The sequence below is a fragment of the Prosthecobacter sp. genome (assembly GCF_049294395.1).
Taxonomy (GTDB): domain Bacteria; phylum Verrucomicrobiota; class Verrucomicrobiia; order Verrucomicrobiales; family Verrucomicrobiaceae; genus Prosthecobacter.
Map to the genome: position 1 here is coordinate 1 of NZ_JBAQCR010000073.1, position 12,755 is coordinate 12,755.

Sequence of the window (12,755 nt, forward strand, 5' to 3'; positions counted from 1 at the left end):
ACTATGCACAGGCTTCAAGCAGGCCAGATGGTCAGGACAAACTACACGCTCTTTTTCCTCAAGCTGCTTTGCGCCAGCTGGCAAACACTCCACTCGGCACCGCAGGCACTCCCTCGGCACCTTTGAGCAAAATTTCACCGCTCTCCACGGCACCACCGAAAACGTTGAATTCCTGCCGCATGAGATTCTGCAATGTCGTGGACGATACCGCCCCCTGACGGCAGCAAAGCAGGACGCCAATGGGCTTGTCGGACAGCAAACCGCTGACCGTGCTGAGCAAGGCGCCGAGATCACGCTCAAGCTCAAAGCCGCCACGCTTGGCATCCTTGGGTGTGTGCGGATCAATCACGATCAAATCGTAGCGGGTCGTTTGTGTGCGCTCACGCTGCGCGAATTTCACCGGATCATCCACGACCCAGCGGATGTCCCGATTGGCCAGCGTGTTGAGCGCAGCGTGCTCACGCGCGCGTTTGATCGCATCTGCCGAAACATCCACATGGGCCACTGCCGCACCGGCCTGCGCAGCTGCGAGCGTGAAACCGCCGGCCCCGCCAAAGAGATGCAGTACACGCGCCGGACGGCGCTGCTGCACGGCAAAGGCGGAACACTGCGCGCCAACCTTGCCCCACAGTTCCTGCAATTCAGGAGCCAGGCCGCGCACGCCACCCAGGGGAGAAAGCAAAAAGCGCAGCGTTCCGATGCGCAGTTTCAGCGGCTCCTTCAACTCACGCTTCAGTTCCACGGCCTTGCGCCATTCCGCTCCAGGAAGTTTGCGCCGCCACCAAGCTGGCTGGCAGGCGCGGGCGGACACCAGCGCCCCGAGCTTTTCAAGCACACGCCCGCCGCCGCTGTCGAGGAGTTCAAATGATGAGTTGTCTGTTTCGCCTTCCATGATGATGCGGTCTCTATCTCTTAATAGCTTGCTGCCAACGTCCTGTGTCAAATCAGGACACGCCCTGCAAAGGAAGCACTTCAAGCCCCTTCCCTTCCAACGCCGCACGGACCTCTTTGCCCGACTGAGATTTCATCCTGCGCTTGTAGCAGCTTCTGAAAAACTTGGACAGGAAATCATTTCCCTGCGGCGGAAACGGCCGGCGCTTCAAGTTCGCCTTGATGCCCTGCTCCCGCAGATAGGCAACGCCCTGGGGTTTCCAAAACTGCCCTCGGACACCCTCCACATAGGACACCACTTTGGGGGTCTCGGTTTTCAAGTAATACAAACCCGCCTCGCCTTCGCGGTTGAGCTTGCGCAGGCGGCTTTCAGCAGCCCAGATCGAGCAGGCAGGCTCCAACACCTGGTTCAGGAAGGTCTTCTTCCACAGTGACAGATTGAGGCCCGCGCGGAGATTGCCCCCTTCGATCAAGCGCAGCCAGCTGTTCTCGACTGGTGCGCCCAGATCACCGAACTGGTCCACCGCCAGATACTTGCCGCCCACTTGGTCGAGCTGCTCAATGCACGCGGTCATTGCTGCGCTGTCGATGTCGCGATCCACCAGAAAGTCATCCAGCCAGACGAAGAGGTTTTCCTCCGGGATGCTTTTCAGCGCATTGATGAGATTGTCAGACCAGCTCTTGTCCTCGCCCACCGGGATGCTGATCACCCGCGGATCTTTGTAGTGCCGGTGATTGGTGATGAGATAAACCGGAAAGGATGGCTTCCCCCAATGCTTAAAGAAAAAGTGGAAAAAGATGGGCCACAAATCTGAGTAGGCATCACAAGACGAGATGACAGTGGCAGCATTCTGCGTGTTGGGGATCGATGACATGAAGACGGTCAATCAATTGAATACGTCGAGGCACAATCCGCAAACTGTTAATTGGTTGCACGGGGGGGATTGTCTGCTTTGTAGTAATGCTGGAACCGCCCATCTCACGCATCGACTTCAGCCGCATCCATTCATCTTTCAACCCTGTGAAAAAAGGGGGAATGGGAGCCCCCTCCCTTGATGCACCTCCATCCATGCCATGAAATCCTTCCGTCGCCGCATACATGATCTCTATGCGAATCTACGGTCTGCAGTTCATCTTTATCCCAAGATCGAATCTGCTCCGGCGAATTCCAAGGACGTCACGGTGATTCCGCTGATCGAAGCAGGCTCGGAGGAGGTCTCTTGCGAGCTGGAGGCGCGGTTGAACAACCAAACGGCGATGTCCACGCTGATTCGCTGGCCCAACGTCAATCTGTACCGCGTCCAAAACGCCACCATCGTTGGCGACCAGGCCAATGTTTTCACGTCGGACGGCAGGTGGCTGCGCGTTTGCCCCAGCCTCGATTATCTTCCCCTTAAAAAGGTGCGGCAGCCCATTTACCTCGGTGCCAACCGGCTGAGCATGCCGCTGTTCCATCTCTCCGGCCGGGACCACGAAAACCATGGGCACTTCCTGTTTCAGCACATGCCCCGCTGGCTGGCCGCCCAGAAAAAGATGCAGGAGCTGAGTCCGGATTTTAAGATCCTCGTCGCCAAGGGGCATCTGAAGTGGCAGTCCCGCTACCTGACAAGAACCGGCGGCGCCCCGGATCAGATGATCGAATGCGGAGACGGCACCACGCGGTGCAACGATCTCTACTACATCCCGCAGCCACGAGGGACGCACGACTGCCTCTCCCGCCCGCAGGACTACCGGGCCATGAACGAGTACTTCCACCGTCCCCAAGCCAAAACCGGCCCCACGCTGTTCCTGTCCCGCAAAGATGCGCCCAACCGCCACCTGCTCAATGAAGACGAAGCGGTCGCCGAGGTCGAAAGGGTGTTTGGCTCATGCCGCTCCATCCAGCTTTCCAAAACCCCGTTGGACGAGCAGATCGCCCTGATTTCAGCAGCACCGGTGGTCGTCGGTCCGCTGGGACAGGCGCTGGCCACGGCGCTGTTTGCGAGAAACTCGGTCTATATCAATCTGGATGGCGGCCACGGCCCCGACTCATGGGGAGATGCCTTCCGTGACGTCGCCAACATTTGCGGCAATCAGGGCCTCTCGCTGTACTCCAAAACCCCACGCACTGCGGACGGCTCCTTTCTCTTTCCACGGGAGGATCTCCACGCGAGGCTTGAGAATGTGAAGAGGCTCATTCAGTAGTGGTTTCCAGCCGCTTCTCCTTGCTTCGAGCCTTATCCATCCGCCCCTTTCCCCATGCGCCTTCTCCTCGTCAAACTCCGCCACATCGGAGACTCTCTGCTGCTGACCCCCACAGTCAAGGCGGTGAAAGAAGCCTTCCCTGAGGCACAGATTGACGTCGTGGTACGCGCAGGCACGGAAAGCATTCTCAAAGGCTGCCCGGACATCCACAAGATTTACACCACCGCCTCGCCTGAGAAGAGCAAACGCTCCGCCCTGAGCTTTCTGCACGCGCTGCGTCTGCAGGCCGCCATACGGCGTGAACGCTATGACGTGGCCATTGAGCTGGGCAACAACGACCGTGGACGCACCGTCGTCGCATTGAGCGGCGCCAAAAAGCGCTGCGCCAACGCCTTCGTGTACAAGATCGGCTGGCCTTGGAAAAAGCTTTTGACTCATCTGGGTCAGAGCGACTGGTCATTCATCCACCGGGTGGAGGCTGATTTCTTGAACGCCAAAGACTTCATCGACCTCCCGCAGCAGGAGCCGGGTCCGCTGATCTTTGAAAAAAGCCGCACCAGTCCGCCACCCATTGAGCTTTCTCCGGAAAAACCTCTGGTCATTTTTCATCCAGGCACACGCTGGCAGCGCAAGCGCTGGACGGACGCTCATTGGGCCAGTCTGGGGAAATCCTTGATCGCGCAAAATCACCAGATCGTCATCAGTGTAGGGCCAGACCCGGAGGAGATTGCCCTCGGCGAGCGCCTGACGCAGGCCATCGGCGCGGGATGCACGAGCACCGCAGGAAAAATCCAATGGCATCATCTGGCCTGGCTGATGTACCAGGCCCGGCTGTTTGTCGGAGTCGATACCGCAGCGATGCATCTCTCCGCCGCCACGGGCTGCCCCACGGTGGCCCTGTTTGGTCCGGACTCCGCCGCCTGCAATTGGCACCCTTGGAAAACCCGGCATCAAATCGTTCACTTCAAATCGGACGAAATTTCCGCGCTTCAGGAGGTGAAAACCGCCGCGGCGAATTTCCTCTCCCTGCCCCCCTCAGCCCTCTAAAATGTCGTCCTTCCGACATTTAAGAGACAAGCCTGCTCAGGCTTGAAGTTTGCCACCTCTAATACCCGCTCTGAAAGGTTGACAAACCCTTCATCCAGCAACTATTGCCCCTTCTATGGGACGCACGGATTTACTATTATCGGCGATGAATTTTAAGAGATTAAGCGGGTTTTTGATCAACCCGCCGAAGCTCGCCAAATTCGTCAAGACCATGATTTATGACGTCCGGTACAAGGATTTCACCGACGAAGAAATTCAGGCCATTCATCAAGACACGCTGACAAATTTTGCGGGTGTTATCGACCTCATCTCCCAGAAAGCTCCCACTCCCGCGTGCCATCTTGACTATTCCGCCCGGGAAGCCACGGAGCCTGTCGATGTGGCTGAGCTGGGAGCCCTCCTGGGCAAGCATGGCAGCGACAAAACGACCAAACACAATTACCATCAGATTTATGGACGCATTTTGTCCAAGATCCGTTCAAGCCCTGACACACGGCTGCTGGAGATCGGGCTGGGAACCAACAACATCGATGTTCTCTCCAACATGGGCGAAAAGGGCAAGCCCGGAGCCTCCCTGAGAGCTTTCAGGGATTTCATGCCCAATGCGCGTATTTATGGCGCCGACATCGACAAGCGTATCCTCTTTACCGAAGATCGAATCAAAACGTTTTATGTCGATCAAACCAAGTGGTCGACTTTCCAAGATCTGGAAAAAAGCCTGTCACCTGAGAAATTCGACGTCGTGATTGATGACGGGTTCCACATGGCCCACGCCAACCTTCTCACCCTCAAATTCGGCTTGGGAATGATCAAGCCGGACGGCGTGGTCATCATTGAGGACATTGCTTTCCGGGACGTCTACATGTGGGAGCTACTCAGCTCCTATTTGGAGCAAAACGGCTACAAATCCTACATCGCGAAGACCCTGAACTCCGCCTACGTCGTCGTCATCTGCCGCAATACCTGCCAGCTGGATTTGTAGTCCTGAAGAGCGGCCTTCTCCGCCACAAAGCAACGGACCTGAATCTCCTTTCATAAACTACCCAGCCATGGCTTGTGTATTGGTCAACAGAAAGGGATGGCCGGAGACTTGGCGTTAAGGATTTCACGGAGCGATATTGCTGTGAGCCTGCGGCGGACTGTGGTTAGGTGCTCGCCCTCGCCCTTTATCAACGCACATGAAAATTCTCGTCCTCCCCTTTGGCGATACGTCCTGCGCCAGCACCCACTACCGGGTGATCCAGTATCTGGAAATGCTGAAGGCGGATGGCATCAGGTATGATGTGGCCCCTCCGGGCACGCTGCCTCCGTCTGCTGAGATCGCAGGCTACGACGCCGTGCTGGTGCAGAAAAAACTGTTCTCCACCTCCCAAGTGCGGACCCTCAGGGCCCACGCGAAAAGGCTGCTGTTCGACATTGATGACGCGACCTGGCACCCCCATGGGCGCAAGCATAGCTGGTGGACACGCTGGCGCACCAACCGGCGGCTGCGGAGCATCGTTCGTGCAGCCGATGTGGCCCTCGTGGCCAATCACTACATCGCCCATCATCTCTCCGCACTCGGGGCCAATGTGCAGGTGCTGCCCATGGCCCTGAACCCGGCAGACTGGCCGCCTCCTGCCGCCACCGAATCCACCGGCAGGATCCGCATCGGCTGGTCAGGTGCGCCGGTGAATCTGTGCTACCTGGAGACGCTGGAGCCAGTGCTCGCTCAGATCATGTGCGAGCACCCCGAGGTGGAGCTGGCCGTGTTTTGCGGCAAGAAGCCTGACTTCTCTGCCGCCACGCCCTACATCCATCTGCCATGGCGCCAGGGCGGCGAGTCTGCGGCGGTCGAAACGTTCCACATCGGTCTGCTGCCGCTCCCCGTGGACGCCTTCTCTCAGGGCAAGTCCCCTATCAAGGCGCTGCAGTACATGGCGGCCGGCATTCCCACGGTGGCAACCCCGCAGGCTGGCGCATTGGAACTGGACCGCGAATCAGGTGCGATTGCCTTCGCCAAAACACCCGCCGAGTGGCACGCCTGCCTGACCTCCCTGGTCACTGACGCCCCCAAGCGCGAGGCATTGGGCCGCCATGCCAGAGCGGCATTCGAAGCGCACTACTCCACCACGAGCACCTACCCCTTGTGGAAGTCTTATCTCATGGGGATATGAAAAAGCCGAAAATCGTTCTGCTCTCCGACCACATCAATGGCGGAGCCGCCACACTGGCCAACATGCTGGCCAATGACCTCGCGCAGCGCGCCGAGTATCAGATCGAACGCTGGCATTTTTCACCTCCTGCAAAAGAGGGGCTGTTCACAGGGCTGGTCTCCGAGCGCTCACTGGCACCTTCCGCGAAGCGACCGCCCCTGGAGAGATTGGTCAAGAATATCTCCCGCTCCCTCGCAGCACGCTGGCGCACCAAGCGGCATGAACAGGCTTTATACCAGGCCATCAAGACAGCACGCCCGGATTTGATCCATGTGCACAACATCCACTCGGCGGATCTCTACCACGGCTCCCTTTTGAAGATTGAGCCGCACATCCCGCTGATCTGGACCATCCACGATCTCTGGCCCATCAAAGGCCATGCCTGCTCATGGATCGAGCACACCACGGGCCTCCGAGACCGCTATGAAATCGGCAGCAGAAAAAGAGCCACACTGCTGCGGGCACGCGATGAACTGCTGCTGCAGCGCCGCAACCTCACGCTGGTGGCGCCTTCGGACTATGTGAACCGCGTCATGCACCCTCTGATTTCCCGCTTTAAAACACGAGAAGAGATGATTCCCCATGTGGTGCGGCCGGAGTTTCTCAGCGCCCCCTCCCGTGAAGCAAGCCGTGCCGGGCCGGGCCTCAGCAAGGATCTGTTCTGGCTCGGCGTCGGCGCCACCTGGAACAACAACCGCAAAGGCATGGACGTGCTTTGGAGAGCCCTGGCCAGCATCGACTGCAGGGGCCTCGGTCTCGCCATCTGGGGGCAGGAGCCCGAGTCCCCTTCCCTGCCGGGCCTGACGCTGCGCACCTTCGGCTCTGTGAGCAACCCGGCCCGGATGGCAGCGCTCTATGCCGCCATGGATCTCTTCATCTGCCCAACGAAGGGAGACACGGGTCCGCTGACCGTTTTGGAATCGATGGCCTCAGGGACACCTCCCCTGGCGAGTCGGATTGGCGGCATCCCTGAACGAGTCCAGCATGGCCTCACCGGCCTGCTGTTTCCCAGCCAGGAACCGACCGAACTGGCCCGGCTGATCAATGAGTCGCGCGCTGGCCGATGGCCCCTGCAGGAGATGGGCGCAGCGGCTCAGGCCTATGCGCATGCAAATCATGCGCCGGAAATTCAAGCCGTGCAGTACAGCCGTTTATATCAAAGCATCCTGGCCCCATGAGCTCTGCCACGCCAAGCCCCACGGACAGCGCGCCGACGGACATCTACTACGTCCATCGCGGCCCCATACCACGCTATCTCCTCTGCTCCCTGGAGAACACCCGGGTCTTCAATCCTGACGTGCGCTTGTTCCTGATCGGCGATCATTCACATGCGCAGTTTGACCGGCTGGAGGTCACGCTCGTCCCTATCAAGGACCTGCCGCAAACTGAGCTGGAGGCTTTTCAAAAGTCCTACGTCCACACCTCCGGCAATCCGGAAGGCTTTGAGCGGTTCTGCTTCAGCCGGTGGTTCCTGCTCAAAGAAGCCATGCAGGCCTGCGGCTCTGACACCGCGCTGCATCTCGACAGTGACTGCCTGATCTTTGACACGGCGCAGGCCCTCACCCAAAGGCTGCTGCCTCCGCCAGCGGTGTGCTACTACGGAACGAGTGGCAACCCGCATGTGGCGGTGTTTCGCAAAGAAGGAATCGCCGGTCTCACAGCCACCCTCTCCGGCCTGTTTGATTCCGAACTCCATCGCGACTGGGTGAAAACCGACTGGCTTGCGGCGCGGCAGTACTTCTGCGACATGACGGGGCTGGGTGAACACCGGCGCCTGCACCCGGAGCAGGTCAGCAGCCAGATGGTCTGGGATGATGCCATTCTAGAGCAGACCATGTCTGAGGCCGACGGCTACGAACGCTGGCCCGGCCCCAAGAAACTGAAGCGCGTGCAGTGGCGCGAAGAAGGCGGCAAACTCGTCCCCTACCTCCGATTTCTCACGAGCAACCAGTGGGTGCGCGCGCTGGCCCTGCACTACAAAGGAGCGGCCAAGCGGCGCATGCGAAAGTTCAACACCCTCTCCAGCTCCCGTTTGAAACGCCGCGTGAGCAAATGGATGTTCAATAACATCGCACCAATCAATCTTCTCTCTGGTTTTAAGGCTTAAAAGCGCATTGCGAAATCAGCTGTAATTTGCGTCCTAGTGAGACTTCAAAAAAGCATCTGATGATCCAAGCGAACGGCTGAAACGGATTTTAATCTCACGAATCAGCAGATAGTAAAAACGGATGGCGCTTTTTTGCTTTTTTGAATAGCTGTTCAGAATATACTGCTCGTCACAGAGCCTTCTGCTAGCCACCGCTTCTGCGGTGAATTGTTTGGGCACAAAATTGGGATCTACGGGAACATCGAAGCGGACATCATGAACGCCGCTATGCAGGCCCGACTCATCAAGACCGATGTTTTTCACCAACGATTTCGCAGGCACTACCGTGAACATCCGATTCTTAATCATCGTTATCGTCATGAGCAGATCCCCGGCAAGGTGGTATTGATCCGCCTTCATCCCTTTGTCCCGCCACCTTTTAAATCTCTTGGATAGATGCTTGCCGAGATAGGACAATTCCGCGATCAGCCTTTGGTTGTCAGCTTCCCTCTCAAACACTTCACCCCAGTTAATGTCGCCAAATAACTGGAAACTCTCCGCCCAAATACCCACCCCCCAGGGGCAAAACATTCTTGAGAAAAACACATCTGCGGAGGCTTTCTTGTCGAAGACCCCATGAGGAGCGTACCCGCCTATGGAAAAAACCCGGCGATTATCTTTATAGAATGCCAGGGCCTTGTTCATGTATTCAAGAAAATGCGGGGACGTGATATTATCATCCTCCATGAAGATGCTTCTCCCATACATTTCCGTTAAATTACGATGGGCCATGTGGGTGTTTTGGAACTGATTGTTCTCGGCCGGAAGATTGAGAACGACCTTTTTGAAACCATCCACAGTCTCAAGATACCCCCTTAATTTTCCAACCTTCTCCTCGTCACCTTTCCTGGGTCCATCTGAAAAAATGTGCAACTCTGAATCTGTTGCCAGAGTGTTACGCTTCAGGGCATCAATCGTCAGCTTCAACTTATCCAGTCTTGAGTAAGTACATATGCCAATTGGCGCCAACTGATTCATGTTCTTGTGGTGTTTTTGTTTTCCTGCTGCAACGAAAGAAGCAGCAATGCCGCTTACTTGTCCAATGACTTCCGGCTTCACGCTGGCTGTTTCAGGAAGCATCCACCCCTTCCATGAGACATCGGCCATAAATTCATTCTGCGGCAGTTTTCAAACACCTTGGAGGCATGTTCGTGACTTGCCCGATGCGAACACACCGGCGGCCAATATCAGCCCCCTCAACCGGAACTCAGTTTTCATATCACCGATGCCCCCTCAACATGCGATCGGGGAACTCCCCTTGGAAATGCGCGGCCAGATGTGAATGATGACACTAGTCGCTGTCTGTTAGGAAGCCATGAACCGCCAGTGACGTGCTTTGGATTTTGCCCCGAGACTTCAGCATTAACCCATCGCCACCAGCGGCCAGACGCAATCTCACCAAGCTAAAAGCTCATAAATCTCACGGCTCACGAGTCCCAGCTCCATTGCGAGCCTCAGACATGATATTGCCGATGATGTGACATACAGATTCCACATCATTTTCAGTGAGGGCACTTCCTGTAGGAAGACAGAAAAGACGTTGCGTAAGCCGCTCTGTTTCCGGCAAATGATTCCCTGCGAGCGGATACAAAGTGCGATAAGGTTCCATGCGATGGCAGCCCGGATAAAAATACCGTCGGGCAATAACCCCCTGTTCGTGCAGGCGTGACACCAGCAGATCGCGGCTGATACCGGCGATATCAGACTCGATTTCTATGACCACATATTGGTAATTGCCGCGTTCAGCTTCACCGTAGGGCATTACCGAGAGACCCGGCAGGCCGTCCAGCAACTCCTGATACCGGCGATGATGGGCACGATTAATGGCAATGAACTCATCAATGCTCTCCAAGTTAGTCAACCCCATGGCCGCAGAGATCTCGTTCATTTTGCCATTGGTGCCTATGCAGTCCACCTGATCATAGCCCGAGAATCCGAAGTTGGTCACTCGCCGCAGGCGCAGCGCAAGCTCATCATCATTGGTGGTCACCATGCCGCCCTCGAATGAGTTGATGAACTTGGTGGCATGGAAGCTGAAAACCTCAACATTGCCAAAACCACCTGTCATCTGCCCGTTGTGCGAACAACCAAAAGCGTGAGCAGCATCAAACAGAAGCTTCAGGCCGTGCTTGTCAGCTATCCTTTGCAGTGCCTCCACGTCACAACCACGACCCCAGAGATGCACCCCCATGATGGCCGTTGTTCTCGGTGTGATAAGCGCCTCAACCTTTGCGGGGTCAATATTGTGCGTCACGGGGTCAATGTCGCAGAACACCGGGGTGATCTCCTGCCATTGCAATGCATGCGCCGTGGCAATGAATGTGAATGACGGCACAATCACTTCGCCAGAAAGCCCCAAAGAGCGAATGGCTATCTCCAGCCCGACTGTGGCATTGCACATGGCAATGCAGTGCTTCACCCCCAGAAATTTGGATACAGCCGCCTCAAACTCTTGCGCATATTTTCCATTATTGGAGAGCCAGCGGCGCTTTAAAGCATCCACCGTGCGCGAAAGAAAGACATCCTGGTTTCCAATGTTCGGCGTTCCGACAAACAGTGAATTGCCTTGATTGAAACTCATGAACTCTATTGATAAACTATTTAATAACAGGCTGTTTATAACAGCTTCTAAGCTGCCCGATTCACGGGCGTGAAGCTTTTGATCCATTCTTCTTCGAGCGCCGGAGAGTACCACCCCTGATCGAATGAAGCATTGGCAACAACAGCCTCGTTTTCGGAGATCAAAATCCGCCCGTCACTTAACCACAGTGCGAATTGCATCAGGCATCGACATTCCTGAATGAACAACTCGTGCCTGAGCTCATTTTTCTTATATTCATAAGGAACTGGGAGACAGGACTGCATCACAGGCCGCCCGCCATCAATTGACTGGTCCACAATGTGAATCGTGTTTCCGATGAACCGTGCTCCATACAGGATTGCACGTTCAAAAATGGCCTTGGGAGGCAGCACATTTGTCGTCCAATCCGCCCCCCTCTTTCCTGGAAACGACGGAAGAAGCGAAAAGTGAGAGTTGAATACAGTCCCTTTGAAGGAGGCAAGAAAGGCGGCTGAAAACAGCCGGGTGAATCCGAAAGAGATCAGCGCATCGAACTTGTGCTCATTCATCAGAGTCGACAATGCCTCGTTGAATTCAGAACTGGTCTCGCCTCTCGCGACGAGGCTTTGAATGCCATGCGATTTTGCAATTTCCAAATTTTTGTCGTCTTTATCGGAGATGACCGCCTGGATCCGAGACCTAAATTTCTCTTCCAAGAGGCATGTCTGCAACTGCCCTCCACCCGCATTTGTAATTAATGCTATCTTCATTTTATGATGCCAGTTGGGCTGTACAAATGCCAAAGCCATCCGCGCCAAAGTCGTTGCCATTGTAAAGCATATGGAGCTTCTGGTTAAACTCAAAGAGAGCCGGGTAGGCTTGTGTTGCAGAGTCCCATGTATTTTCCCCTGCTCCCACCGGGCCGTCACGACCGATACGCGTCCATGAATTCAAGTCCGGCGAGCTTGCAGATGAGATGCGGTAGGCGCCAGCCCCATCCCGGAAGTCCTTGGAACGACGGTGGCAGTACCACAGGCGCCACGAGTCACCGAAAGGCATGATCCATGGCCGGGTCAGCGCCTCTTCACCCTCCGTCGCTGGAATGGAAGAGCGGCAAAGAGGGGTCCAGGCTATACCGTCAGAAGAGACAGCCTCTTTGATATCATAAACATGCTCGTACTTTCCATCCACCTGCACCCAGCCTGTGCCAGCGCAGTACCACATTCGCCACTGATCGCCGGTTTTCATGACAAACGGAGAGGTGGCTGACCAAGGATCATGCAACGATTTCGCGAGAACAGGACCTTCTCCAGCACGACGGAAAGTTTTGCCGCCATCTTCACTGACCGCCAACCCGGTGGAATTGGTATAAGGAACGGAAGTAGCGCGGCTCCAGCCACTATAATACAGGTAAACAAGGTCACCGGTGCGAACAGCGCATGACGGCATGATCCCGTGTTCATCAAAGGTGCCAGGTCGGCCAAGTTCTAGCAATGGCTGCTGATTCACGTTCACGATCTTCGTGAAATCTGCCAGGTCGAGATCCACGTAACTGGTCAAACTCATTCCGCGATCTGGGCGGGACGAAAAATAAACACGCAAGACTCCCTCTTTCTCAATGACGAGAGGTGTGGGGACCTGGGCATGACTTTTCATCCACGGAGCCCCCTCCGCAGGACCGAATACGCGCCCGATTTTATGCCATTCCAAGGGTGTCGAATTGATGCTCATG

Annotated in this window: 12 protein-coding genes; 6 read left to right on the forward strand and 6 right to left on the reverse strand. The window is 56.1% G+C overall.

Annotation, left to right across the window (positions count from 1 at the left end):
• Positions 1–58 precede the first annotated feature (58 nt).
• Together WAW39_RS05055 and WAW39_RS05060 are read right to left on the reverse strand one after the other, a co-directional pair.
• Positions 59–892 (reverse strand): class I SAM-dependent methyltransferase, encoded by an 834-nt coding sequence (locus tag WAW39_RS05055; protein WP_422316423.1) that lies wholly within the window; start codon positions 890–892, stop codon positions 59–61.
• A gap of 52 nt (positions 893–944) precedes the next feature.
• Positions 945–1,766, reverse strand: a complete 822-nt coding sequence (locus WAW39_RS05060) for a hypothetical protein (RefSeq protein WP_422316425.1) — start codon at positions 1,764–1,766, stop codon at positions 945–947.
• Between the two features lie 199 nt (positions 1,767–1,965).
• Here WAW39_RS05060 and WAW39_RS05065 point away from each other — a divergent pair, with 199 nt between their 5' ends.
• The 6 genes from WAW39_RS05065 to WAW39_RS05090 all read left to right on the forward strand — a co-directional run bounded on the left by WAW39_RS05065 (position 1,966) and on the right by WAW39_RS05090 (position 8,424).
• On the forward strand, positions 1,966–3,075 hold the full coding sequence (locus WAW39_RS05065) for a glycosyltransferase family 61 protein (RefSeq protein ID WP_422316427.1): 1,110 nt from the start codon (positions 1,966–1,968) through the stop codon (positions 3,073–3,075).
• Between the two features lie 54 nt (positions 3,076–3,129).
• Complete coding sequence (gene rfaQ / locus WAW39_RS05070; protein ID WP_422316429.1) at positions 3,130–4,122, forward strand: putative lipopolysaccharide heptosyltransferase III; 993 nt, start codon at positions 3,130–3,132, stop codon at positions 4,120–4,122.
• A gap of 145 nt (positions 4,123–4,267) precedes the next feature.
• Positions 4,268–5,104, forward strand: coding sequence for a hypothetical protein (locus tag WAW39_RS05075; RefSeq protein ID WP_422316431.1), 837 nt, complete (start codon positions 4,268–4,270; stop codon positions 5,102–5,104).
• 196 nt (positions 5,105–5,300) lie between these two features.
• Positions 5,301–6,278, forward strand: coding sequence for a glycosyltransferase family 4 protein (locus WAW39_RS05080; RefSeq protein ID WP_422316433.1), 978 nt, complete (start codon positions 5,301–5,303; stop codon positions 6,276–6,278).
• On the forward strand, positions 6,275–7,495 hold the full coding sequence (locus WAW39_RS05085) for a glycosyltransferase (RefSeq protein WP_422316435.1): 1,221 nt from the start codon (positions 6,275–6,277) through the stop codon (positions 7,493–7,495). Before WAW39_RS05080 ends, WAW39_RS05085 begins: the two co-directional genes overlap by 4 nt.
• Positions 7,492–8,424 carry a hypothetical protein gene (locus tag WAW39_RS05090; protein ID WP_422316437.1) on the forward strand — a complete coding sequence of 311 codons (933 nt, stop codon included), beginning with the start codon at positions 7,492–7,494 and terminating at the stop codon, positions 8,422–8,424. Before WAW39_RS05085 ends, WAW39_RS05090 begins: the two co-directional genes overlap by 4 nt.
• A gap of 33 nt (positions 8,425–8,457) precedes the next feature.
• Here the strand turns inward: WAW39_RS05090 and WAW39_RS05095 are convergent, their stop codons facing one another.
• The 4 genes from WAW39_RS05095 to WAW39_RS05110 form a co-directional block, all read right to left on the reverse strand.
• Entirely contained in the window at positions 8,458–9,570 is a 1,113-nt protein-coding gene (locus WAW39_RS05095) for a hypothetical protein (RefSeq protein ID WP_422316439.1), read from the reverse strand.
• Between the two features lie 313 nt (positions 9,571–9,883).
• Entirely contained in the window at positions 9,884–11,044 is a 1,161-nt protein-coding gene (locus WAW39_RS05100; protein ID WP_422316487.1) for a DegT/DnrJ/EryC1/StrS family aminotransferase, read from the reverse strand.
• Between the two features lie 47 nt (positions 11,045–11,091).
• The gene (purN, locus tag WAW39_RS05105; RefSeq protein ID WP_422316441.1) at positions 11,092–11,793 is read right to left on the reverse strand and encodes a phosphoribosylglycinamide formyltransferase; all 702 of its coding nucleotides are present in this window, start codon (positions 11,791–11,793) and stop codon (positions 11,092–11,094) included.
• Position 11,794: 1 nt separating this feature from the next.
• Positions 11,795–12,754, reverse strand: coding sequence for a hypothetical protein (locus WAW39_RS05110; RefSeq protein WP_422316443.1), 960 nt, complete (start codon positions 12,752–12,754; stop codon positions 11,795–11,797).
• Position 12,755: the final 1 nt, after the last annotated feature.